Genomic DNA, 21,755 nt, shown 5'->3' on the forward strand with positions numbered 1-21,755 from the left:
AAACAATCTGAGGTATGGCGGCACAGTATAGGCCTTGAGGCAGCTTGTCCTGTTGAGATCCACAAAGTTATCCACAGAATCTGTTGGAAAAGTGAAAAAATCTAAATTTTTCAGCTGCTTATAGATTAGGGTTGACCAGATTTTCTATCTGGCCTATGTGGCGCTTTAATTATCGTCTATTGGATATCAAGTGCTTAACACAGGCCAAATTATAGCCGCTATCTCAACTGCTTTGGAGCTGTCGCTATGTTTATCCCAGTGCTGGCGCTTATGGCAGTACTTTACGGAATGGCTTCACAGTAACACTTTCATAGACGCCTGCTGCGTTATAAGGGTCGGCATCGGCCCAGGCTTGTGCGGCTTCCAGAGAGTCAAACTCAGCAACAACTAAGCTACCGGTAAAACCTGCGGTACCTGGATCTTCACTGTCGATGGCAGGGTGCGGACCGGCCAGAATCAGACGACCCTGATCTTTTAACTCATTCAGGCGCTCAAGGTGAGCCGGACGGGCTTCCATACGTTGCTCCAGAGTGCCTTCTTTGTCCTGACAGATAAATGCGTACAGCATAGGGTGCTCCTAAAAATGAGAGTGCATCAAGCAGATCGGCTTATCCCCATCTGCTCCGGTAAAGCTTTTTCGACTTGTTCGAATCAGCGCTGAATCAATAAAAGAGGGCTAATACAAAGCGCTAATAAAACAGCTAGCCAAGGTGCGCTATAAACAGGTTTAGATGCCAATAGAGGCAGGGATCAATCCTGTTCCAGTTGATCGGTTTTGATATGGCGTGTCAGCCAGATCCCCTGCGCGATAATAAATACCAGGGTCAGGCCCAGCATGCCAAACAGCTTAAAGTTAACCCAGGCTTCCTCACTGAAGTAGCTGAAGACAAAGATATTGACCGCACCCATGGCGATAAAGAAGATACTCCAATAGGCGTTCAGCTTATTCCACAGCGGTTGTGTCAGTTCGATCTGACCACCGAGCATGCGTTGAATCAGTGGCTTGCTGCCGATAAAGTAACTACCCAGGAAGGCGGCGGCAAACAGCCAGTTCACCACAGTGGGTTTCCATTGGATAAAGGTTTTGTCCTGCAGGAGTACGGTGGCACCACCCATCACGATAATCAGCACCAGAGTGACGACGTGCATCTTTTCGATCTTTCGGGTTTTAAACCAGATAATCCCCACTTGCACCAGAGTAGCGGGGATCAGAATGGCTGTCGCCAAAATCATATCTTTGGTGTAGTGGTAAACCGCAAAAAAAATCGCAACGGGGAAAAAATCTAAAAGTAATTTCATGGTGTTATAGACACTTGTCTTTCATACTTAAGCTGTTGACGGGCAATCTTCGCATGTCAGGCTGTATTTTTACAGTAAGCACGGCAAAATAGTCGGCCTGATTTTTGCGTTAGACCGGGTTTAAGCCTGGTAGTTCGCAGGCTGTTGGAGCTTGGTTAAGCAACATAAGTAACGCATCTAATTGAATCACCACGATAAAAAGAGAGATTAACGCTATCATGAATGCATTCTGGGCCGGTTTTGATCTGCACAGTCACTCCACCTGTTCCGACGGTAAGCTATCACCCACGGAGCTGGTGCAACTGGCGGCAGAGCAGGGACTGCATACCCTGTCGTTAACCGACCATGATACCGTTAAGGGTATTCGTGAGGCGAAACAAGCCGCTGAGCAGTGTGGCCTGCAGTTGATTCCGGGTGTTGAGATATCCACAACCTGGAGCAAAGCCTCGGTGCATATTGTGGGTTTAAACCTAGATCCGGAAAATCCTGAGCTGTTGGAAGGGCTTGCCAGTCAGCAGGCGGCCCGCAGACAAAGAGCCGAGTTGATTGCACAGAAACTCTCAGGGTTAGGTATTGATGACTTCCTGGCTAAGGTAGAGCAGCAGGCCAACGGAGCCGAGATAGGTCGCCCTCATTTTGCTCAGGTGATGGTCGATGAAGGCGTTGTAGAGACAATGGCCGAAGCCTTTAAAAAGCATCTGGGGGCGGGTAAAAAAGGCGATGTGAAAAATCTTTGGCCAGAGATTGATCAAGCGGTGCAGTGGATTCATGCCGCTGGCGGTGTCGCGGTGTTGGCCCATCCTCTGCATTATAAAATGACCAATATGAAACGCCGGGCGCTTTTAAAAGCCTTTAAGGCCTGTGGCGGCGATGCCATGGAAGTGGTGTCCGGTATGCAAACCCCTGATCAAAGCCGTTATATGGCTCAGCTGGCCAAGGAGTATGAGCTAAAAGCCAGTGTGGGCAGTGATTTTCATTTTGTGACTCAATGGCAGAAACCGGGCAAATATAGTGCCCTGCCAGAGAGCATCGATCCGGTATGGATGACCTGGGCTGACTCATTGCCTGAATGTCAGCCATCTGCCTGATCAGAACAATATTAAGGAAGCGATATGAGCCAGTTTTTTCAGATTCACCCGGACAATCCTCAGGAACGTCTGATTCGTCAGGCGGTTGATATTATCCGTAAGGGCGGTGTAGTCGCCTACCCGACTGATTCCGGTTACGCCTTGGGTTGCCACCTGGGCGATAAAAAAGCCGTTGAGCGCATTAAGCGTATTCGTCGTTTAGATAATAAGCACAACTTCACTCTGGTGTGCAGTGATCTGTCTGATATCTCCACCTATGCCAAGGTGGATAACGAAGTGTATCGTCTGCTGAAGACTTATACCCCAGGGGCGTATACTTTTATTCTGGAAGCCACTACCGAGGTGCCGCGTTTATTGCTGCATCCAAAACGTCGCTCCATTGGTGTGCGCATTCCTGATCATAATATCACGCTGGCGCTATTGGCTGAGCTGGGTGAGCCGCTGATGAGTACCACTTTGATTATGCCGGAGTCAGAGTACCCGGAAACCGATCCTTATGATATCCGCCAGTTTCTGGAGCATGAACTGGATCTGATTATCGATGGTGGCGCCTGTACCATGGAAGTGACCTCAGTGCTGGATGTCAGAGAGATGCCACCGACTGTGGTTCGTGCCGGTAAAGGTGATGTGAGTGCTTTTGAGTAATACCATTCCCGATAAGTTTCTGGATATCAGAGTAGGTTGGATAAGCGAAGCGCCATCCGACATTGGCACCGGTATCTGATGATTGTCGGAAGGTGCCTGCGGCTTTTCCGACCTACAACAGCTTATCTTGTTTGGTATAAGTTTCTCTATTTCTTGATCCCTTGGTCCTAAGCACATAGCTCTTTTTAGTCTCTTTGTTAAGTCTTAAAAAACAGCTTGTAAAGCCTCTCAAATAGAGGCTTTGCTTGTTTCTGAGACAAAGCATTTTGAATTCAATAAGTTAACCTTTGCCTGCTTTTAGGTAGGTAGGCTCGGTTTTTCTTAGCCAGTGAACGTATTGAGGAAAAGTCAAAAATTCACTGGTCAAAGTGGCGCGTCATGGTAAAATTTTGTCGTTTCTCACTCTTCAGGAGACAGACGGCCGTGACGGTTGACTGCAAGTTCACATGTTTCCCTCTTAAGATGCCCATGATCGGCGCGCCGCTTTTCTATAAACGGCCTGCTTGTCTTATGGCGTGGTGTGTATGAGCGTCGCTGTGCAGCCTGAACAGCTGGAGTTCTGGGCCCGTATCGGTGATGAGACCGTTACCGAACCGCCCCAAGATCTCTATATCCCCCCTGAAGCCCTACGTGTCTTTTTGGAAGCCTTTGAAGGCCCGCTGGACCTGTTGCTGTATCTGATCCGCCGCCAGAATCTGGATATCCTCAGCGTTAATGTCGCCGAAATTACCCGACAGTATATAGAGTATGTCGATCTGATGCGTGAGCTGCAGATCGAACTGGCCGGTGAATATCTGGTGATGGCGGCGTTATTAGCGGAGATTAAATCCCGCAGCCTGCTGCCAAGACACCAGGAATCTGATGAAGACGATGAGGAAGACCCCAGAGCGCAGCTGATTCGTCGACTGCAGGAGTATGAGCAGCTGAAAGAAGCTTCTGAGAAGCTGGACGAGCTGCCACGCTGGCAACGGGATATCTATCCCAGCCAGGTGCAAACGCCGGATTACGAGGTGTATCGACCACCACCAGAGGTGGATTTGCATGAAGTTCTGGTGGCTATGGCTCATGTTCTGCAGCGCACGGATATGCAGGCGCACCACCAGATTGAGATGGAGCCGCTGTCGACCCGTGAGCGTATGAGTCAGATTCTTGAGCGGTTGCAAGGACCTGATTTTTATCCTTTTGAAAGCCTGTTTGCCCCGGAAGAAGGTCGGGCCGGTGTTGTCGTTACTTTTCTTGCAACGCTGGAGTTGGTGAAAAGCAAGCTGGTTGAGCTGGTACAGAACGAACCCTTTAGCCCAATTCACGTTCGTCGCCGTCTGGTGCCGGTTGAAGAAGGTGAACTTATCGAAGATGAAGACTTGTTAGACGATACGGATCAAGTGGGAGAAGAGCTGAACGATGAAGCTTGATCAGTTAAAACCTATGGTGGAAGCCCTGTTGATGGTCGCGGATCAACCGCTGACCATTGAGCAACTGGCGGAACTGTTTGAAGAGTATGAGCGTCCGGGACGCCCCCTGTTCCGTGACGTTCTGCAGCAGCTGCAAGCAGATTATGAAGGTCGGGGTATCGAACTGATCGAGGTAGCCAGTGGCTGGCGTATTCAGGCCCGAACCGAGTATGCCAATCGTATCGCCCGTTTATGGCAGGAACGACCACAGAGATACTCCCGTGCCTTGCTGGAAACCCTGGCACTGATTGCGTATCGCCAACCCGTTACCCGGGGGGATATTGAAGAGATTCGGGGTGTCAGTGTCAGCAGCTCCATTATGAAAACTCTGCTGGAGCGGGAATGGGTGCGTATTGTCGGTTACCGGGATGTACCGGGACGTCCGGCGATGTACGCCACTACACGACAATTTCTGGATTATTTTAATCTGAAAAGTCTGGACCAGATGCCGACGCTGACTGAGATTCGGGATCTGGGTGAGGAGATTAAGGCTCAGCAGCAAGCGGAGATTGCTGAAGAAGAGGCCCGTATGTTGGCGGCCCAGGAAGAAAAACGTCGTCAGATGATGGCGCAAGCCCTTGCCGAAGGTGAGTTGGATGATACTGAAGAAGATCCTTCTGATTACGGCGACGAGCAAGGCAATAGCGAATCAGGTACTGGCTATTCAGAAAACAGCGACTCAGTAAGCCGTGATTCAAAAAACAGCGATTCCGGGCAGGCGGATAACGTCACGGCAGCGGAATCAGCAGCAGATGATGAGGATACTCTCTCATTTGCCGATTTAAGTCAGCGTCTGGATGAACGCCTTAATGCGTTGGATCAGGCCGAAGCGTCTCATAATGATGAGGCAGAAAATGATAAACCACAGGTTTTGGTGCAGGATCTGCCACCGACGCCTGATGATGAATACTAGATAGGCATTTGTGTGAACGAAATTAAAACTGAAAAACTGCAGAAAGTACTGGCCCGCAGTGGTATGGGCTCCCGTCGTGAGATGGAGCGTCTGATCGAATCCGGTGAGGTGGCCATTAATGATGTCAAAGCCAAGCTGGGTGATCGTGTTGCTGTCAGTGATAAAGTGACAGTGCATGGTCGTGTTGTAAAACTGACTGCTGAAGAAGATGTGCCCCGCCGTGTGATTATGTACAACAAGCCGGAAGGTGAGCTGTGTACCCGTCACGATCCGCAGGGCCGTCGCACCGTATTTGACCGTCTGCCAAAACTGAAAGGTGAGCGCTGGATCTCCATTGGTCGTCTGGATATCAACACCAGTGGTCTGCTGTTGTTCACCACTGATGGTGAACTGGCGAACCGCCTGATGCACCCGTCTCAACAGATTGAGCGTGAGTATGCGGTACGTGTGATGGGTGAAGTAAAACCTGAGCACGTGAAAAGCATGGTAGAAGGTGTGATGCTGGAAGACGGCATGGCAAACTTTACCGATGTGCAGGAGTTTGGTGGTGAAGGTATTAACACCTGGTTCCACGTGGTGATCATGGAAGGCCGTAACCGTGAAGTACGTCGTCTGTGGGAGCCCCAGGGCCTGACCGTAAGCCGTCTGAAGCGTGTACGTTATGGTAAGGTTTTCTTGGATAAGCGTGCCCGTGCCGGTGAATGGATTGAGCTGACTCAGCAAGAGATCGATCAGCTGTCTCAACAGGCGGGTCTGGAACGTCGTCGCGTACGCGACTCTCTGGAAAAACGTGATAAGATCGAGCGTCAACGTAAGAAGACCCGTGCGATCCGTAGCGTAAATAAGCAGCACAAGTCCCGTTAAGCGACTAGGCTGTGATAGGTGATGATAATCTAGAGTGTGCCGGGCGATAGCAGAGTGGAAAAGCCGCCAGTAAATGACGGATAAAAAGACCTACGCAAAAAGTTTAAAAAAACTGTTGCGTAGGTAGAAAAAATCCGTATACTTTGCGCCCACAAGTTGAGCGGGTCGTTAGCTCAGTTGGTAGAGCAGTTGGCTTTTAACCAATTGGTCATAGGTTCGAATCCTATACGACCCACCAATTTCTCAACTTGGTTAATGATTAAGATTTAGGCCGTTTGCCAAGATCGTGAAATCATTGTTTTGATTAAGGGTCGTTAGCTCAGTTGGTAGAGCAGTTGGCTTTTAACCAATTGGTCATAGGTTCGAATCCTATACGACCCACCAGATAATAAAAAAACCCGCTTCCATGCGGGCTTTTTTTTCAGCTTTTTTTGTTAAGCCGTTTTGACCTGTCGTAACGCGATACTCTTATGAGCATACTGTCTTAGCCGCTATGTTCTAACGGACGCTTTTTAGTCGTTTCAAAACTCTTTCCCTCTTTCAGAATGCCGTTTTTTCGCAGCCGTTTGAAAGGGATGCTTCCAGCAAGACGTCCAGTCGATATAGCAAAAATGTGTTACTATCGTGGGTCAGAATTTTTCAGTAATAACACGGGTTATGCTGTCTGTACCTAAGCACCTGAACAAAAGTTTCTCTACAAAACCCGCCATAGTCTGAGCACTTGCCAGAAGAGCGCGAAGCACTTTTATTTAGGTATGCATAACATAACTGTCCGTAGCTTGAGTGAGTCGAAGTCAGCCCATGAATACTGCAGATAAGGATCTGGTTCGGGAACACCTGTCCCACCTTGGTGAGCCTGAAACCCTGGATGCCGAAAAACAGGCCGAGTTAAAAGAACGTATTAAAGCCGAGCTGAAGGCGCAGGATGCGGTCCTGGTCGCCCACTACTACTGCGATGATATCATTCAGGAGCTGGCCGAAGAGACCGGCGGTTGTGTAGCGGATTCCCTGGAGATGGCACGTTTTGGTGCCAATCACCCTGCATCGACACTGGTTGTGGCCGGTGTGAAGTTTATGGGTGAGACTGCCAAAATCCTGAGCCAGGAAAAGCGTGTCCTGATGCCAACACTGGAAGCGACCTGTTCTCTGGACCTAGGTTGTCCGGTGGATGAATTCAGCGCCTTCTGTGATCAGCACCCTGATCGTACTGTGGTGGTTTATGCCAATACCTCTGCGGCAGTAAAAGCCCGTGCGGATTGGGTGGTGACTTCCAGTATTGCGGTAGAAGTGGTTGAACACCTGCACAGCAAGGGCGAAAAACTGATCTGGGCGCCGGATAAGCACCTGGGCGGCTACGTGCAGAAGAAAACCGGTGCGGATGTGCTCCTGTGGGACAGTGCCTGTATCGTACACGAAGAGTTTAAAGCCAAGGGTGTACTGGATCTGAAGAAAGTGTATCCCGATGCTGCTGTGCTGGTACACCCGGAGTCACCTGAGTCTGTGGTAGATATCGCCGATGTGGTCGGTTCTACTTCTCAGTTGATTAAAGCCGCTCAGGAGATGGATAACGAAACCTTTATCGTGGCTACAGATCGCGGCATCTTCTACAAGATGCAGCAGCTGTGTCCAGACAAACGTTTCCTGGAAGCGCCAACTGCGGGTAATGGCGCGACTTGTCGTAGTTGTGCACACTGTCCCTGGATGGCGATGAATGCTCTGGAATCCATGCTGCATGTACTGCAAACCGGTGATCAGGAAGTGTTTGTGGATCAGGCGCTGGGCGAAAAAGCCATGCTGCCACTGACTCGCATGCTGGACTTTGGCGCGCAGATGAAAAAATAACATCAGGGTCACAGTATCGCTGGCGTTGATAGGCTAAGGCACAGGTTTTAGTTATTAATGCTTAGCAATAAAAGCCTCTAATGCTTAACAACAAAAGCCTCAAATCGTTCGGTTTGAGGCTTTTGTTTTTTTAGTGGCGATACTTTGAGTGTCATGGCACAGATCACGTTGTTATTTTATTGGTCTTGAGCGTTTATCTCGGTCTTTGAGCGTTTAGCTACCAAAATCCATATATTTAAAGGCATCCCTAAGTTCCTGAATACGGTGGCTGATACGTGAAAATTCAAGAGTATCACCACGGGCGTACTCCTGTGCTAACTTCAGCTCAGCCAATGCCTGCGAGATATCTCCCGTGAGTTGATGTTCCTCGGCTTTGGCTTGATAGACTGTCAGCAGGTCCTTTTGCTTGCGGGCTGATTCTGCCAGCTGCTGCCATAACCAGGGATCTTCGGGGCGTTGCTGCAACATCTTGCGATAGAGGTTCATTGCCAATGGATATTGCTGATTCTGCTGATACAATGATGCCAGCAAGCTATTGCTGGGATAGTTATCGGGTGTTTGTAACAGTTGAGCCTGTACCAGTTGGATTGCCGCTTCAATCTGGCCGCTGGCCGCTAATACACGGGCCTTTATCAGACGAAAATAGAGATGGTCAGGCTGCAGCGCCAGTTGCTCAGTACTTTTTTGTGCTTGCTCGATCTGCTCCTGATTGAGCTGTAGCAGAATATCTGTGTATAAGCTAACGGCTTGCTTTAAGCCCTCGGGCACAGACTCTTGCAGGCTTCGCAGCGCTGATGGCCGTTTATCTTCTGGTGTTTGATGCAGTAGCGCGTGTACCCGCACTAACTGGAACTCCAGGTTGGCGTATTGACGTTTTGGGTCGGCTGTCTTTTCTCTATCGCGGGCAAAAGCGATCCGGCTTTGAGTCAGTGGATGGGTAAGGAGAAATTCCGGGGCACTGGCACCTTGAGTACGGGCTTGAGCCTGTAATAGCTCAAACATACGCGCCATACCGGAAGTATCGTAACCGGCGTTATTCAGCACTTCGAAGCCCACGGCATCCGCTTCCTGCTCGTGCAGACGACTAAAACTCAGTTGGCTCTGAATCACGGCTGCCTGAGTGCCAATAATCGCGGCAGTGCCTGCCTGGGTTTGGCCATTAGCGCTTAGAACCAAGCCAGCTAATAGAGTAGCAAACACCGATAGCCGTTGTTCCTCTGCGCCTTCTTTACGGCGGGCATAATGGCGTTGGCTCAGGTGGGCTAACTCGTGAGCCATCACAGAGGCAACCATATCTTCATCATGTGCCTGGGTCAGCAGAGCGCTATGGACACCAATCACCCCGCCAGGAACTGCAAAGGCGTTGATACTATTGGCGTTAACGGCAACCAGGTTTAAGCGTCTTTCATAGAGATTGCTCTCTACTGCCAACTTCTGGGTCATATTCTCCAGATAGCTCTGTACAATCGGATCATAGATCACCGAAGTATTGGCTCTGAACTGGCGCAGCCAGGCACGGCCCAGCTGATACTCCTGATTGACTGTCAGTTTATCGGGTTGATCACTGCCAATACTGGGCAGGTCAGTACTCGCCAGCGTATCGCTTGCTGGTGTTACGGTGCCTGCCAGCAGTAAAGTGGTTAAAGAAAGCACCTTAAGGCTACTTCTAACAAAGCGTCTATTGGCAAAATGAGCCAGATCCGGGAGAACGTCCAGATGACGACGATCAAACGACTTTGAGAGAAAAGTAAAAGAGGACAACGGCATCTTCCATTCACACTTTGCGGGCAATATTAGACTACAGGATAAGAGATCTGTTTCCTGGTACAAGGCCACAATGGTATTTTTACTTCACTTTTACACTTGTATGACCGGCAAGTATTGCACTTTAACCGCACATACCCTTTAATCAGTCGGCTACACCGTCAGGTTAGCTTGGCGTTAAGTGATTCATTTATTGGAAAAAGTCATGAGTTTTACCATAGATAATGAGCTGGACACCCGAGGTCTGCATTGCCCGATGCCGTTGTTAAAAGCTAAGTTGGCATTGAACCAAATGCAAGCGGGTGAGGTATTAAGGGTTGTTGCAACCGATGCTGGCTCCTGGGACGACTTTGAAGCTTTTATCCGGCAAAGTCCTCATGAGCTGCTGGAACGGACTCAAGAGAGTACGGAATATATCTATTGTATTAAAAAGGGCTGTTAGGAGCCGGAGATATGGCCATGAAGGATGTCGTTCGCTATTGGATACAGCGTTACTTTTCTGATGAAGAAGCCGTAATCTTCTTTCTATTGCTGGTGGGGGGCTTCAGTGTTGTCATCTTCTGGGGCAAGATGCTGGCACCCTTTTTGGCAAGTGTGGTGTTAGCCTATTTACTTGAAGGCCTGGTCAGTAAGCTGGAACATCGGAAAGTACCGTTTAAACTGGCAGTCTGGACTGTTTTTACGCTGTTTGTCAGCTTGCTGAGTGCTTTTATTTTTATTGTATTGCCTTTGGTATGGCGTCAATTTATCAATCTGGTCGAAGCGTTACCCGGTATGCTGGAAAAGGTGCAGCAGCTGGTGCTGTTATTGCCTCAGCAATACCCGGGGTTGGTCAGTGAAGAGCAGATTCAGGAATTAGTCAGCATTGTCGCGGTTGAGATCGGCCAGTTTGGTCAAACCCTGCTGTCACTGTCGATTGCCACCATTCCCAATGTCTTTGCCATCATTATCTACCTGGTGCTGGTGCCGATTCTGGTGTTTTTCCTGTTAAAAGACCGGGACCTGCTGGTGAATTGGTTCCTGAGTTATCTACCTGAGAAACGGGTGATGATGACAGGCATCTGGAAAGAGATGGATCAGCAACTGGCAAACTATATCCGTGGTAAAGCCATTGAGATTGTGATTGTTGGCATTGCGACGTATCTTGGTCTGATGGTATTTGGTCTGCAGTATGCGGCGCTGTTGGGTTTACTGGTGGGCTTGTCAGTACTGGTTCCTTATATCGGTGCGGCTGTGGTAACCGTACCTGTTGTGTTAATCGGTATGTTCCAGTTTGGTACTTCGGATACGTTTCTTTATCTTATGGTCGTTTATGGTGTTATTCAGGCTCTGGATGGTAACGTTCTGGTGCCGCTGCTGTTCTCTGAAGCGGTTAATTTGCACCCTGTTGCGATTATTCTGGCAGTGCTCTTCTTTGGTGGTATCTGGGGCTTTTGGGGCATCTTCTTTGCGATCCCATTGGCGACTTTACTGAAAGCCGTATTGTTTGCCTGGCCGAAGGCGATGGATGCTCAGATAGAGAAGAAGCTGGAGAGCTAAGCTCTAGCCAAAAGAACTCTCTAGCCAAAAGAACTCTCTAGCCAAAAGAGCTATCTAGCCAAAAGAGCTATCTAGCCAAAAGAGCTATCTAGCCAAAAGAACTCCATGATTAGAATACCCTTATCGTTGAGCAATCAACCTTGAGGGTATTTTTGTTTGGAAAGGTAGACGTGTTCAGCTTTAGCGATATGCGATTCAGCAAGCTGAAAGCGATGCAGGTCGTCGATAACAGGAGTACACTAACCGGCTTTTAGTTTAGTGATTCTGTTTAGTTTGAAAAAGGCCATCTGCTATGAAAATTCATCGTATTAACCCAAGTAAACGCTGGTCTGATGCCACGGTATTTAACGGTATCGCTCATTTTGTTGAAGTGGCTGAGTCTGACGATCAAGCCGATATCACAGGTCAGGTTGAACAGATTTTTGAGCAGGCGGAAGCTTCCCTTGCAACAGTGGACAGCAATAAGTCCCGTATTTTGTCCGTGACGATCTATCTGACCGATTTCTCTAACATGGAAGCCTTGAATGAAGCTTGGGATGCCTGGTTCCCGGAAGACTGCGCCCCAAGTCGTGCTTGTGTAAAAGCGGAGCTGGCTAACCCCAATCTGTTGGTTGAGATGGCTTTTGTGGTTGCAGCAGGTGAGAAGTTTCTTTAAGTCTTAATCGAATGACCGGAGCTGATCGCTTACCGGTCATTTGTCTCTTTTCTAAAATATATTGACTGTTGACACAGAGATCAGATATTAAACTCAGCCGCTTCAGTATGACAACGAGGCTCTCTGACTTCTGCCACAGACAATGGCTCTAATGTGGTGATGGACTTAAACCAGGAATACATGGCTGGTGTACCTTCATTATCCACATTGGGAGCAAAACGCTCTGCTTCAAGATCCGTCTGACAAATAGTGCGCATCTCAACGCTAAAACGAGTGCGTTGAGTGGTATTGATGGCACTGGCATGCAGATGAGCGCTGGCAAAATTCAGCACATCACCGGGATTAAGCATAAGCTGTACAGCATTGCGCTCATCTACTGCTTCACTGGGACTGGGTGCAGATGGATAAGCGACACTGCGTTCCGGTGGACTTTGCTTGCGTGATGCCAAGTAATCTGTAAAACGCCATTGTGCGGTGTTATTGGCCAGCGGCTGGCTCCAGTAGTCTGGGTAGAAGGTGATACTGCGTTGAGGCTCTAAGCTATAGAGCGGTGCCCACCAGTTTTGCTGGCAATGAATATTACTGCCCCAGCTATCTCTGTGATGGCCGATTGCGGCTCTTTGTGCGCCATCATGACTATTGGCAAAGGGCACAATGCGCATAGGGAAGTGATCGTAATAACTGTGTTGGATATCCACACCACACTGCTTCAGCACCTCAAAAAAGAGTTGGCGCATCTTAGGGTCTTTGCGAAATGAGGTTTGCACTGTTCCTGTGCGCTTAAGAAACTCATCACGTTCAAAATGATGCTGAGCTTGATCAGGATCGAGCCCATCTAACGCGGATTTCAGCTGACTGTCTGCTTGTTCAATCAGCGCCAACATCGCCGGAATCTGACGGTAGACCAGTAACTCACCGGTAAACAAACGCTCGGAGCGTTCCTGATCGCTAATCGCTTGAGTTAAATATGAGAGTTTCATAGCAACGGACAACCACTCAGTTAAGGCATTTGTACTTATCGTTAGAAGATCAGTGTGCTTCGACTCTGATCATATTAAGGAGCCACTGTATCCTATCTGACGCTAAATAACCTGATTGAGTGCGACAACTATCTGGCCTTATTTGATATTCAAAGGGTCGTGATATTAAGTGAGCTAGTGTGATATTGAAGGTCTGGCCAGTGATATTAAGTGGTCTTAAATTGACTGTGCTCTATTGGTTTTAACGGTCATTGCTGTTGGGCGGTATAAAAAGAAAACGTTCTTCCTGAATATCCAGTTCCACCGTTTTACCACGAAAAATACGGCTAAAAAGGCTTTGTGTTTTATGCAGAGAGTCTAGGTCAAAGCTATAGATATAGATTTGACTGCTGGTATGTCCTTCTTTATAGCGACATTTAAGCAATGCAACTGTCAACTTGGTCTTTCCAGAGGCAGAGAGTTTTAACGCCCGTGTGGTTAGGGTCATCAATAGCCTTTGGGCTTTATCCAAATGGGCGGGATTATCGCTGTTCTCATAGAGCACCTGAGCGAGGTACTTCGTGATCTCTTTCTGTTTTACTTTTTCGTGAAAATGAGTGGGTGTCCCGGTGACCTTAAACCAGGGACAGGCGCTTAAATAGCCCGTAACCGGCCGATAATGATTGGCATAGGGACCAAGTAGCTTAAGGGCTAACGCAAAATGCCCAAACGCAGACCGCCACAGCTTGGGATCTAATGCGTTTGGGTCAGTATCTGGCGCAACCTGCAAAACCACATTGCCGGTCTCATTGACGATGGAAATATAATTCTGGCGCTCTTCCCGTTTGTCGCCGTGGAAAAACTCAACGCAGGTGCGCAGAAAGTGGCTAAACCAGCTCACAAAATAATATTACCGGGTGATAAACATCCGTTTATTATTTGCTTGCTGCAGCAATAGTAAAGCCTTGTGTTGAAGAAGTGATCTTCTTACCCGTACTATCCTTGATCAGGATTGGACTGGTCGTGGTAACCGCTGTTGTTGGTGTAAATTCAATGGTGTTGTCACCCCAGCTATCAACCTGCAGCTCGGTACCATCAATTTCCAGAGAGCCTTTTGTTTCTCCCAGGAACTGACCATCGATGGTGTACTTGGTACCTATGGTCAGCTTGTTATCCGTCACTTCTGTGGCCGAAGAGGTCACCATGACCATAGTTACGGAAGGTACTTGGTTGACCAGGTTGCTCAGCCAGCCAATCATCTGCAGGTAGTTAGGATCGGATTGGATCGAATCCAAGTCACCGGCGTAATCATGGATAAATTTAGGCGTCACAAACAGATAGGTATCTTTGTGCATTGTCAGGGAGGTGGAGACAGAAGACTCACTGAAACAAGGACCTAGCTTAAAGGTCTGTTTGTTCTCTTCAAAATCAGCGTATACCACAATAGCGCTGATAATTGGCATGCCCAGCAGGTATTCACAAACAAAAACGATATTACCGACTTTGCTGGAGGTGCTGTCTTTGCTGCCACTGATTTCCAGGCCAGCTTTACCGATCGAAGAAACCATCGCCGACGCAAACGCCATCTCACCCGCACCTGTCGCCAGACCCAGCAGATTTTCCAGCAGCTCTTTACTGAAATCTGCACCAAAGCTGGAAGATTTAGAAACCACATCTTCTTCCGTTACATGCACAAACAGACCGGAACCGGCAATTACACGCTCTAACGCTTCATAGTTATACAGAGAGTAAGGTTTGCCCGTACCAGGGTTCTTAGTTGTCGTGATCGCTCGGGTCATTCCGGCAAAAAACACGGCAACTTCATTAAAGACGTCTTGCACGCTTTGTTGAATGGGTTCGCTGGCGTTAGCAGTGGTCGCCATCATGATATTACCGGTTTCGTTAAACACGTAATATTTAGTGGCTTCTACGTTGTGTGGGTTTTTAACGGCGGCTTGTAGTTGGGTTGGCTTAGTCGTGCTATCTGACATTGTCTGAACCTTTTTCAGAGGGTTAACCCTTTGTTTCGATTAACCAAATAGGAAAATGAAAAGATTGTTTCTTCGCTTTTTCCCGACAGTAAATTGCAATGGATTGTTTCTGTCTGAAGCAAAGAAAGCGGCAAGCACTCGCTATAGTCCTGAAAATAGGTAAAGGGGGATATTACGGAGTATTACAGATGATTTCAGTTTATTACGTTATGTAAGTGGTTGATATGAAAAGATAAAATAGTGCTCAGGTTGAGTTGTTACAGCTGTATTGTCTGACAGACTCACCTTGTTGACCGATTTGATGAGTTAATCACTTTTGTCCTTTATGTGGGTGGTAGGCTTGATCTTATGATGTGGTAAAGGTTGAGAAGACGATCTTATATGTCTTTGTTTTCTATGGCGGAATGATCGTGTTCTGTTTTATTGCCTTTAGTTCAAATTAAGCTGTAGCCATCGTCAAACAGAGTGACGCTGGAGCTAGGATGCAGTTGAGAGAAACACAGAAAAGCTTATAGCGTTTTTCAGGCTTTGCTTCTCTGTGCAGTGCTTTCCTTAACATGGCTTCTCTCAACTCAGATGTTCTCAAAATATCCTGTTAATCCAAGATAGAGTTTTCATCCAGATCATCCACAGGGAAGCTAAAGAAAGGCGTTGTGAAGCGATCCGTCCGTGCTCTGTTCAGAATACGATCATAAGGGGTGACAACCCCGGTCTCTTTATCCTTCGAAAAGTAATACATTTCGCTCACGCCGTGATACATGCGCACGGCCAGAATATCAAATGAGGGCTGATCCGTATTGGCCCAAAAGATAGGGATAGTCAAACCAAAGACATCGTTGTCAGTACCCAGTGAGGTAAAGAAGAAATCCAGCTCATATCGGGCCTTTTCCGGTGAATCGACCAGATTCATCTGCCAGCGACTGGTCAGCTCCATATACAAACGCTGAGTCGTATAGTTGAGTGTTTGAGAGGCCTCAATAAAGTGACTTCTAACGTAAACCGGTTGGCCGGTAAAGGGCATAAAGTCTTCTTCTGGAAGCTGTGACATCAGATTGTTAATACTGTAAGTAAGCAGGCGTTGACTGGTAGAGCCGCGAAATTGCTCTGAGGCCTCACGAGTGGAACAGGCACTCAGAATAGTCCCCAGCAGGATCACAGACAGAATCCGTTTAAATGGCATAGCTAGCCTCTTGCGCTAAATAATGACGAAAGCAGAGATGATATAGAACAGCTCAAAAATAAGGGCACCATTATTTTAGAAAACCCCCATCAACGCAATCACCCTCATTAATACCTTTGCCCAATGCGGGCGGGGAGCGGTCATGTGAAAGAGCTTGTGATTAATTTTTCAGGTAGGACTTTATGGCTTCCTGCCGATAGGTAATAGAGAAAATTAACACAGGAGGTTGTTATGCGTATTGAAAATGGACAGATCAATCTTTCTTCCTCTCATGACCTGAAATCCTCTTCAGAAGTCAAAATAGAGACCCGTATCCACAATAAAACCGAAACTCACGATGGTAATGTGTTTGAAAGTGAGCGCGTGATCCAGGGTGAGTTTATCGATAGGGTGAGCCTTTCCTCCCGAGAAATGAATACTGAGGAGCTGAGGGCCCGAGCAGAACAAGGGATTCGTTTGAGTGGTCAGGGAATCTCTATATCAACCAATGCATCCTTCCGCTCCGGGCCATCTGATATCGATGGTAATAGCCAAATCTCGGCGACACTGCAAAAACACTACTCGCGTATGAACATAGAGTCCTCTGAGTTTAGTAGGGTCGAGATCAGTAAGGCCTCGCTGAACCGTTCAACCGGAGCCTCAACGGTACGTGATCTACAGGCAGAGTTTCTGATTAAGATTATGGAGCTGGGTTTGGGCCGCTCGCTTAAAGAGATGTCGCCGGAAGAACTAGGCAAAATGGGATTGTCGGAAGACAACATTATGCGAATTCGCGGTTATTTTAATGAGCAGGATGCCCAGCGCGCTCAACAGCAAGCGGATATCAACAAGCAGAAGGGCCGCCAGTTTGAACTCGAAATACCTCCTGTTCGGGATAGAGCACCAACGCCTTCAGGCTCGGTTAATGTCGCTCAGACTACCAAAGAGCCATCAAATACTGACGGCCATACGAATACACAAGCCAATACACAAGCCAATACACAGAGCGATACCGCACCAACCTCATCTGCCAACGGGGCGACGGGCAATGCTGATTCAGCAAAGTCTGTGTCTGATAACCCACAGCAGGCAAATACTGTAGCCTCTAATCAGGCAAATACTGTAGCCTCTGATAATGCAGCAGTTTCAGTAACAGGGGCAGCTCAGGAGCAAAGTGGCTCTGATGATCAAGGCTCTGATGATCAAGGCTCTGATGATCAAGTGACGGTGGAGCAACGAGCGGCATCTGCCCTACAGAACATGTCAGGTTCACAAGGCAATATGAGTGATGAGGCATCATCATTAGAGCCAGGAGCATCAGCGCCGGGTCAGCCTGTCGCCGCTGATTCAGCGCCTGTAACGTCAGCTGCTACAAATATTGCGCCAGATCAGCCGGAAGGCTCCGAAGATGAAGAGCCCATTCCACCGGGTATGGTGCGCCGTACCACAACCCTTACCGAATCCAGAGAAAGCATATTCCGGGAAGAGGAACATACCCGCTTTAGCGCTCAGGGTAAGGTGCTCACCAGTGATGGCCGAGAGATTGATATCGAGCTCGATGTGGGTATGAGTCGCAAGTTTGAATCCACCGAACTGGCTCAGTCCATCAAAGTACTCAAAGATCCATTGGTGGTGAACTTTGATGGCCCAGCCGTTGCCTTGGATGATCACCGCACCTTTATGTTTGATATCGATATGGATGGTGAAGAGGATCAACTGGCACAGCTGAAATCGGGTTCAGGCTTTCTGGCATTAGATAAAAACGGTGATGGCATTATCAATGATGGCTCCGAGCTGTTTGGTGCTCAATCCGGCAATGGCTTCGCGGATCTGGCCGAGTACGACGAAGATGGCGACGGCTTTATTGATGAAGATGACTCCGTGTTCAACCAACTCAGAATCTGGGTGCCTGGTGATGACGGGGAGAGCGAACTTTTTGCCCTGTTAGATAAGGATGTGGGGGCTATTCACCTGAATCATGTTGAGACAGAGTTTGCCCTGAATCGTATGGCTGATAATGAGAATATGGGCTACGTGAGAAGCTCAGGCGTCTTTCTAAAAGAGTCCGGTGGCGTGGGATCGGTACAGCAGATTGATCTTTCGATCTAGCTTTAACCGACGTATCCAACACTACCAGCGCAGATGCTTCCTGTTTATAGGTGGCATCTGTGTTAGCTCAGCATTTCCATAAGGCAGGAATGCCAGATCGCAGTATCGATATGTCCTATCCGGCTGATAAGCCGTCGCTTATCGACTGTTCTTATCTGATCCAAAAGAATACGGCTTTTCTTTTCCTGACAGATTAATTCAGGGCGGCACCCAAGAGGTTGGCCTTTACTGGTCAATGGCGCAATGATTACCCGTGGCAAGGCTGCGTTCATATCGTCTGGGGATACAATTAAAGCTGGACGAGTTTTTTTGATTTCGGTGCCAACAGTGGGATCAAGGTTGACCCAGTAGACATCACCTCGTAAATAATCCGTTTTACTCATTACCACTCCCAGTCATCACTATCTGACTCGGGGGAAACCGACTTCCAGACGTCATCATCCTGATCTTCTTTGTAATTTTCAAACCAGCCTTCTCGTTTGGTCTGAACTGGCTTCAAGACCAAGTACCCATCTTCAAGGCTTAAGTCCAGCTCTCCTTCAATGCCACATTCCTTCAGAAGCGAAGCAGGGATTATCACTCCTTTCGAGTTACCGATTTTTCTGAGCTGTGTTCGCATTATGGTGCCCAAATTATTGCAGGTTGTTAGTACAAAGTTATAACCTGGGTTGAATGAATGCAAATTAGATTTTCTGTTGAGAATGCTGCTTTAACATGGGGGAAGGGAACTTTGGGTTGCTATCTTGAGGGATTTTCCATTTAAATCAGTTAGATAAATATGGATGTCCGATTGTCTGTTTCGATTGTCTGTTAATATTCATAGTGATAACGAAGCTGAGCAATCAATAGATCATTATCTGTCACCTTGTAGATCATACGATGTTCATCGTTGATTCGTCTTGACCAGTACCCTGATAGACCGTGCCTTAATGACTCAGGTTTACCGATACCAGAGAAAGGTTCTCTCTGAGTATCTTCAATCAAGGTATTGATGCGTTTTAGCATCGCTTTGTCATGTTTCTGCCAGTAAAGATATTCCTCCCAAGCTTTTGTTGAAAATATCAGTCTCACTCCATCAATTCCCTTTCTTTACCCTTTCCCGCTTCCAGCTCTGCAATGGACTCCAGTAGATGGCGAGCATTCGCAGGTGAGCGCAGTAGGTAGGCGGTTTCTTCCATGGCGCGATAATCCTCCAATGACAGCATCACCACAGGATCTTCACTCTTGCGGGTAATAATCACAGGGGAGTGATCTTCACAGACCTGTTTCATTGTTTTTGCCAGATTAGCACGAGCTGCAGTGTAGCTGATTGCATCCATAGTTTATCTCTCAGTGGTACGGAAAACTGTACAGGAGTTTAGTCCTGCGTTGGCTAAGGGTCAACTGAGATCTAAGTTTGATCCGAATGCTGACGCTATTCGGCAAAAATGAAAAAGCTAATTTGTCCAAGGCTGAATGTAATATGTTAGGAGCATTAACCAAAATACTGGTAAATACCTATAGGAGGCCATTATGAGCAGTGCATTTGAGAGTATCCAGCAGGGATTGATGGAAGCCATTGAATTTGCGGAAGGTAATACTAAAGCTGCGACAGTACATCAATTTGAGCCAGTGGATGTTAAAAACATACGTCATAAAATAGATATGACTCAGGCAGAGTTTGCATCAACATTTGGCATCAGTTTAGGAACCTTACGCCATTGGGAACGAGGTGATCGGACTCCTATGGGCCCTGCATTAGTACTGCTTAATGTACTGGCAAAAGACCCTCAAGCCGTTATTAGGGCTTTGTCCTAATCGCTATTCAGTTCGTTTATCTTCCCCGCAGCAAGCCCTATCTGATTGTCAGATTCCAGGTGATCTGTATAGTCAAAAGAGATCGTTTTACCGCCGTCGTGAGTACTTTTCTTTGTAAATCAAGAGGGAAACTTTGGGTAACCCAGGTTGCTAAGATTGTGGAGTGTTGTTGGCAGAGGCCTCTAAACAGATGTTCTGGACAGAAGCATCTGTTTTCGAGGTTTGGTTAACACTTTACAGAGAAGTGTTAACCAATTTACAGGAAACGGGCAAGGTTATTTGCTGTTAACCATTTTGCTGTCCGAGTGCCAACTTAACAGATTTAAGTAACTCAACAGCCCTGTTTGCCTCAGATTGCGCATTAAATATTGTCTTTTGAAATTTTGACTGGTGTGCCTTTTCATGGATTAGTTGCCGACGAACGGTGTAATAATCGCTCATGCTATCTAGCAATGACTTTTCAGTTAAACCAATGCTCTCAAATTTTGAAGGGACTGATTTACACTCTCTGTCGGCTTTTTCGGCAAAAGTTTTACTCTTGAGCTCAACAGCTTTTTGATGCCATATAGATTCCAATGCGGCCCCAACAAAAACCAGAACTTTTAAGGCTTCTTTGAAGCTGGTATGGTTTGGATCATACTTTAAAATGAAGCCTCCGCCTTCCTTTGGAGTTCGTCCTTTTTCAAGGGATCTATTCATAAGCGCTTGAGACTCAAAGATAATTTGTTCAATAGCACCTAAGCTTGTAAAAATAAGTCTTGAATCATTATTCATGACATCAGTCCTTGCTGATGGTTAGCGCAAAGTTTTGATCAGTCTGAAAAAACGCATAGTCATTCCTGCTAAGGCTGCACTTTGCTGGTGTAGGTAATGGCAACTTGAGCTATTCCGACTAAAACCAAAGCAGCAGTCAGTAAGTTAAGCGCAAAAGCAACTTTTCCAGACGATCTTGAAGATTCTTCAAATGTGTTCTCTAAGCTTTCCATTCTGGGGTTTAGCTGCTCAAGAGCATTGTTAACTTTAAGGGTTGCACTAGTTTGCTTCTCAAGTGCGATTTGAATATCTTCCGTACTACGTACAATTATTCCCGCTTTTTGCTGCTCATGGATTTGGGAGCCAGGTTGGGCTGTACCAGCCATCTCATCCAATATCTCGGATTTTGTTTTTCCTTGGACATAACTCATTAGCTTTAACGTCCCTTGCAAACATATCTTTTATTCATCCCACTCTGTGAGCTTCTAAAGCATACAAGGTAAGACCCACTAATGAGCCTATCACACTTATCTAATTTATTGAGCTAAAGACATTTGTACCCTGCATAACGCTGGTTAACAAAATTCTAGCAGCCTGTCGGACTTAAGCTGTCAATAGGCTTAAAAATCAGAAAAAATTGCGATTTATGCAGGGATATTCCTATTTTTTGAGAATATCCCTGTTCAATACCTTATTTTAGGCGCAACTTGGCTATTCGTTTTAGATTCCAGGCCATACACACCAAGCTCCATTCTCCTGTCACTCCCTTCAGTCCTCGTAGCGAGAACTGACGGAAGCCCAAGACCGATTTGATAATACCGAAGACCGGCTCAACCGTTTGTTTACGTAAGGCATAGATCGCTCGTCCTGCCTTGGTCCTTAACTTATGTGCCATCTTCTCTGCTGGAGATGCCCTTGTACCTAAAG

At 47.3% G+C, this 21,755-nt stretch carries 25 protein-coding genes and 2 tRNA genes; 13 read left to right on the forward strand and 14 right to left on the reverse strand.

The window, feature by feature from the left end; translation table 11 throughout:
* Positions 1–268: 268 nt before the first annotated feature.
* Together H579_RS0114685 and H579_RS0114690 are read right to left on the reverse strand one after the other, a co-directional pair.
* Positions 269–568 (reverse strand): YciI family protein, encoded by a 300-nt coding sequence (locus tag H579_RS0114685; RefSeq protein WP_028301318.1) that lies wholly within the window; start codon positions 566–568, stop codon positions 269–271.
* Between the two features lie 182 nt (positions 569–750).
* Positions 751–1,299 (reverse strand): septation protein A, encoded by a 549-nt coding sequence (locus tag H579_RS0114690; RefSeq protein ID WP_028301319.1) that lies wholly within the window; start codon positions 1,297–1,299, stop codon positions 751–753.
* A gap of 218 nt (positions 1,300–1,517) precedes the next feature.
* Here H579_RS0114690 and H579_RS0114695 point away from each other — a divergent pair, with 218 nt between their 5' ends.
* The 8 genes from H579_RS0114695 to nadA all read left to right on the forward strand — a co-directional run bounded on the left by H579_RS0114695 (position 1,518) and on the right by nadA (position 8,102).
* The gene (locus tag H579_RS0114695) at positions 1,518–2,387 is read left to right on the forward strand and encodes a PHP domain-containing protein (RefSeq protein ID WP_036566355.1); all 870 of its coding nucleotides are present in this window, start codon (positions 1,518–1,520) and stop codon (positions 2,385–2,387) included.
* A 24-nt stretch (positions 2,388–2,411) separates the two neighbouring features.
* Positions 2,412–3,032 carry an L-threonylcarbamoyladenylate synthase gene (locus H579_RS0114700; protein WP_028301321.1) on the forward strand — a complete coding sequence of 207 codons (621 nt, stop codon included), beginning with the start codon at positions 2,412–2,414 and terminating at the stop codon, positions 3,030–3,032.
* A gap of 524 nt (positions 3,033–3,556) precedes the next feature.
* Positions 3,557–4,444 (forward strand): segregation and condensation protein A, encoded by an 888-nt coding sequence (locus tag H579_RS0114705; protein WP_028301322.1) that lies wholly within the window; start codon positions 3,557–3,559, stop codon positions 4,442–4,444.
* The gene (scpB, locus tag H579_RS28655; RefSeq protein WP_036566356.1) at positions 4,434–5,396 is read left to right on the forward strand and encodes an SMC-Scp complex subunit ScpB; all 963 of its coding nucleotides are present in this window, start codon (positions 4,434–4,436) and stop codon (positions 5,394–5,396) included. Before H579_RS0114705 ends, scpB begins: the two co-directional genes overlap by 11 nt.
* A 63-nt stretch (positions 5,397–5,459) precedes the next feature.
* Complete coding sequence (gene rluB, locus H579_RS0114715; protein ID WP_245583282.1) at positions 5,460–6,260, forward strand: 23S rRNA pseudouridine(2605) synthase RluB; 801 nt, start codon at positions 5,460–5,462, stop codon at positions 6,258–6,260.
* Positions 6,261–6,422: 162 nt separating this feature from the next.
* Positions 6,423–6,498 (forward strand) — tRNA-Lys (locus tag H579_RS0114720).
* A 70-nt stretch (positions 6,499–6,568) separates the two neighbouring features.
* Positions 6,569–6,644: transfer RNA gene (locus tag H579_RS0114725), tRNA-Lys, on the forward strand.
* A 417-nt stretch (positions 6,645–7,061) separates the two neighbouring features.
* Positions 7,062–8,102 (forward strand): quinolinate synthase NadA, encoded by a 1,041-nt coding sequence (nadA, locus tag H579_RS0114730; RefSeq protein WP_028301324.1) that lies wholly within the window; start codon positions 7,062–7,064, stop codon positions 8,100–8,102.
* A 213-nt stretch (positions 8,103–8,315) separates the two neighbouring features.
* Here nadA and H579_RS0114735 read toward each other — a convergent pair whose 3' ends face one another.
* On the reverse strand, positions 8,316–9,869 hold the full coding sequence (locus H579_RS0114735; RefSeq protein ID WP_028301325.1) for a M48 family metalloprotease: 1,554 nt from the start codon (positions 9,867–9,869) through the stop codon (positions 8,316–8,318).
* A gap of 202 nt (positions 9,870–10,071) precedes the next feature.
* Here H579_RS0114735 and H579_RS0114740 point away from each other — a divergent pair, with 202 nt between their 5' ends.
* From H579_RS0114740 to H579_RS0114750, 3 genes are all read left to right on the forward strand, one after another.
* Positions 10,072–10,308, forward strand: a complete 237-nt coding sequence (locus H579_RS0114740) for a sulfurtransferase TusA family protein (protein ID WP_028301326.1) — start codon at positions 10,072–10,074, stop codon at positions 10,306–10,308.
* An 11-nt stretch (positions 10,309–10,319) separates the two neighbouring features.
* Positions 10,320–11,405 (forward strand): AI-2E family transporter, encoded by a 1,086-nt coding sequence (locus H579_RS0114745; protein ID WP_211224727.1) that lies wholly within the window; start codon positions 10,320–10,322, stop codon positions 11,403–11,405.
* 292 nt (positions 11,406–11,697) lie between these two features.
* Positions 11,698–12,060, forward strand: coding sequence for a RidA family protein (locus H579_RS0114750; protein WP_028301328.1), 363 nt, complete (start codon positions 11,698–11,700; stop codon positions 12,058–12,060).
* A gap of 80 nt (positions 12,061–12,140) precedes the next feature.
* On the opposite strand, the gene H579_RS25815 is transcribed toward H579_RS0114750, so the two are convergent.
* The 4 genes from H579_RS25815 to H579_RS0114770 all read right to left on the reverse strand — a co-directional run bounded on the left by H579_RS25815 (position 12,141) and on the right by H579_RS0114770 (position 16,190).
* Positions 12,141–13,040, reverse strand: coding sequence for a hypothetical protein (locus tag H579_RS25815; RefSeq protein ID WP_051227669.1), 900 nt, complete (start codon positions 13,038–13,040; stop codon positions 12,141–12,143).
* A gap of 241 nt (positions 13,041–13,281) precedes the next feature.
* Positions 13,282–13,920, reverse strand: coding sequence for a hypothetical protein (locus H579_RS0114760; RefSeq protein ID WP_028301329.1), 639 nt, complete (start codon positions 13,918–13,920; stop codon positions 13,282–13,284).
* A 34-nt stretch (positions 13,921–13,954) separates the two neighbouring features.
* The gene (locus H579_RS25820; protein WP_051227670.1) at positions 13,955–15,010 is read right to left on the reverse strand and encodes a hypothetical protein; all 1,056 of its coding nucleotides are present in this window, start codon (positions 15,008–15,010) and stop codon (positions 13,955–13,957) included.
* Between the two features lie 595 nt (positions 15,011–15,605).
* Positions 15,606–16,190, reverse strand: a complete 585-nt coding sequence (locus H579_RS0114770; protein WP_036566358.1) for a hypothetical protein — start codon at positions 16,188–16,190, stop codon at positions 15,606–15,608.
* Positions 16,191–16,421: 231 nt separating this feature from the next.
* Here H579_RS0114770 and H579_RS27960 point away from each other — a divergent pair, with 231 nt between their 5' ends.
* Positions 16,422–18,278, forward strand: a complete 1,857-nt coding sequence (locus H579_RS27960) for a hypothetical protein (protein ID WP_051227671.1) — start codon at positions 16,422–16,424, stop codon at positions 18,276–18,278.
* A gap of 62 nt (positions 18,279–18,340) precedes the next feature.
* Here the strand turns inward: H579_RS27960 and H579_RS0114780 are convergent, their stop codons facing one another.
* From H579_RS0114780 to H579_RS0114795, 4 genes are all read right to left on the reverse strand, one after another.
* On the reverse strand, positions 18,341–18,661 hold the full coding sequence (locus H579_RS0114780) for a type II toxin-antitoxin system PemK/MazF family toxin (protein ID WP_036566359.1): 321 nt from the start codon (positions 18,659–18,661) through the stop codon (positions 18,341–18,343).
* A complete protein-coding gene (locus H579_RS0114785) occupies positions 18,661–18,897 on the reverse strand; it encodes an AbrB/MazE/SpoVT family DNA-binding domain-containing protein (protein ID WP_028301332.1) in 237 nt (78 codons plus the stop codon). The genes H579_RS0114780 and H579_RS0114785 overlap by 1 nt, the downstream gene beginning before the upstream one ends.
* Before the next feature lie 191 nt (positions 18,898–19,088).
* Complete coding sequence (locus tag H579_RS0114790) at positions 19,089–19,349, reverse strand: Txe/YoeB family addiction module toxin (protein ID WP_028301333.1); 261 nt, start codon at positions 19,347–19,349, stop codon at positions 19,089–19,091.
* Positions 19,346–19,597, reverse strand: a complete 252-nt coding sequence (locus H579_RS0114795) for a type II toxin-antitoxin system Phd/YefM family antitoxin (protein WP_028301334.1) — start codon at positions 19,595–19,597, stop codon at positions 19,346–19,348. Before H579_RS0114795 ends, H579_RS0114790 begins: the two co-directional genes overlap by 4 nt.
* Positions 19,598–19,790: 193 nt before the next feature.
* Here H579_RS0114795 and nadS point away from each other — a divergent pair, with 193 nt between their 5' ends.
* Positions 19,791–20,075: a NadS family protein gene (gene nadS / locus H579_RS0114800; protein ID WP_028301335.1), complete on the forward strand. Its 285-nt coding sequence runs from the start codon at positions 19,791–19,793 to the stop codon at positions 20,073–20,075.
* A 285-nt stretch (positions 20,076–20,360) separates the two neighbouring features.
* Here the strand turns inward: nadS and H579_RS0114805 are convergent, their stop codons facing one another.
* The 3 genes from H579_RS0114805 to H579_RS0114815 form a co-directional block, all read right to left on the reverse strand.
* Entirely contained in the window at positions 20,361–20,849 is a 489-nt protein-coding gene (locus H579_RS0114805; RefSeq protein WP_028301336.1) for a hypothetical protein, read from the reverse strand.
* Positions 20,850–20,917: 68 nt separating this feature from the next.
* Positions 20,918–21,259, reverse strand: coding sequence for a hypothetical protein (locus tag H579_RS0114810; RefSeq protein WP_028301337.1), 342 nt, complete (start codon positions 21,257–21,259; stop codon positions 20,918–20,920).
* A 260-nt stretch (positions 21,260–21,519) separates the two neighbouring features.
* A partial coding sequence (locus H579_RS0114815) for a transposase (RefSeq protein ID WP_028300998.1) occupies positions 21,520–21,755 on the reverse strand: 236 nt, incomplete at its 5' end.

This window comes from Oceanospirillum beijerinckii DSM 7166, assembly GCF_000422425.1.
GTDB lineage: Bacteria > Pseudomonadota > Gammaproteobacteria > Pseudomonadales > Halomonadaceae > Oceanospirillum > Oceanospirillum beijerinckii.

Coding starts and splice junctions, on each gene's coding strand:
- H579_RS0114685 (WP_028301318.1), bottom strand. CDS start 568: ATGCTGTACGCATTTATCTGTCAGGACAAAGAAGGCACTCTGGAGCAA.
- H579_RS0114690 (WP_028301319.1), bottom strand. CDS start 1,299: ATGAAATTACTTTTAGATTTTTTCCCCGTTGCGATTTTTTTTGCGGTT.
- H579_RS0114695 (WP_036566355.1), top strand. CDS start 1,518: ATGAATGCATTCTGGGCCGGTTTTGATCTGCACAGTCACTCCACCTGT.
- H579_RS0114700 (WP_028301321.1), top strand. CDS start 2,412: ATGAGCCAGTTTTTTCAGATTCACCCGGACAATCCTCAGGAACGTCTG.
- H579_RS0114705 (WP_028301322.1), top strand. CDS start 3,557: ATGAGCGTCGCTGTGCAGCCTGAACAGCTGGAGTTCTGGGCCCGTATC.
- scpB (WP_036566356.1), top strand. CDS start 4,434: ATGAAGCTTGATCAGTTAAAACCTATGGTGGAAGCCCTGTTGATGGTC.
- rluB (WP_245583282.1), top strand. CDS start 5,460: ATGGGCTCCCGTCGTGAGATGGAGCGTCTGATCGAATCCGGTGAGGTG.
- nadA (WP_028301324.1), top strand. CDS start 7,062: ATGAATACTGCAGATAAGGATCTGGTTCGGGAACACCTGTCCCACCTT.
- H579_RS0114735 (WP_028301325.1), bottom strand. CDS start 9,869: ATGCCGTTGTCCTCTTTTACTTTTCTCTCAAAGTCGTTTGATCGTCGT.
- H579_RS0114740 (WP_028301326.1), top strand. CDS start 10,072: ATGAGTTTTACCATAGATAATGAGCTGGACACCCGAGGTCTGCATTGC.
- H579_RS0114745 (WP_211224727.1), top strand. CDS start 10,320: ATGGCCATGAAGGATGTCGTTCGCTATTGGATACAGCGTTACTTTTCT.
- H579_RS0114750 (WP_028301328.1), top strand. CDS start 11,698: ATGAAAATTCATCGTATTAACCCAAGTAAACGCTGGTCTGATGCCACG.
- H579_RS25815 (WP_051227669.1), bottom strand. CDS start 13,040: ATGAAACTCTCATATTTAACTCAAGCGATTAGCGATCAGGAACGCTCC.
- H579_RS25820 (WP_051227670.1), bottom strand. CDS start 15,010: ATGTCAGATAGCACGACTAAGCCAACCCAACTACAAGCCGCCGTTAAA.
- H579_RS0114770 (WP_036566358.1), bottom strand. CDS start 16,190: ATGCCATTTAAACGGATTCTGTCTGTGATCCTGCTGGGGACTATTCTG.
- H579_RS27960 (WP_051227671.1), top strand. CDS start 16,422: ATGCGTATTGAAAATGGACAGATCAATCTTTCTTCCTCTCATGACCTG.
- H579_RS0114780 (WP_036566359.1), bottom strand. CDS start 18,661: ATGAGTAAAACGGATTATTTACGAGGTGATGTCTACTGGGTCAACCTT.
- H579_RS0114785 (WP_028301332.1), bottom strand. CDS start 18,897: ATGCGAACACAGCTCAGAAAAATCGGTAACTCGAAAGGAGTGATAATC.
- H579_RS0114795 (WP_028301334.1), bottom strand. CDS start 19,597: ATGGATGCAATCAGCTACACTGCAGCTCGTGCTAATCTGGCAAAAACA.
- nadS (WP_028301335.1), top strand. CDS start 19,791: ATGAGCAGTGCATTTGAGAGTATCCAGCAGGGATTGATGGAAGCCATT.
- H579_RS0114805 (WP_028301336.1), bottom strand. CDS start 20,849: ATGAATAATGATTCAAGACTTATTTTTACAAGCTTAGGTGCTATTGAA.
- H579_RS0114810 (WP_028301337.1), bottom strand. CDS start 21,259: ATGAGTTATGTCCAAGGAAAAACAAAATCCGAGATATTGGATGAGATG.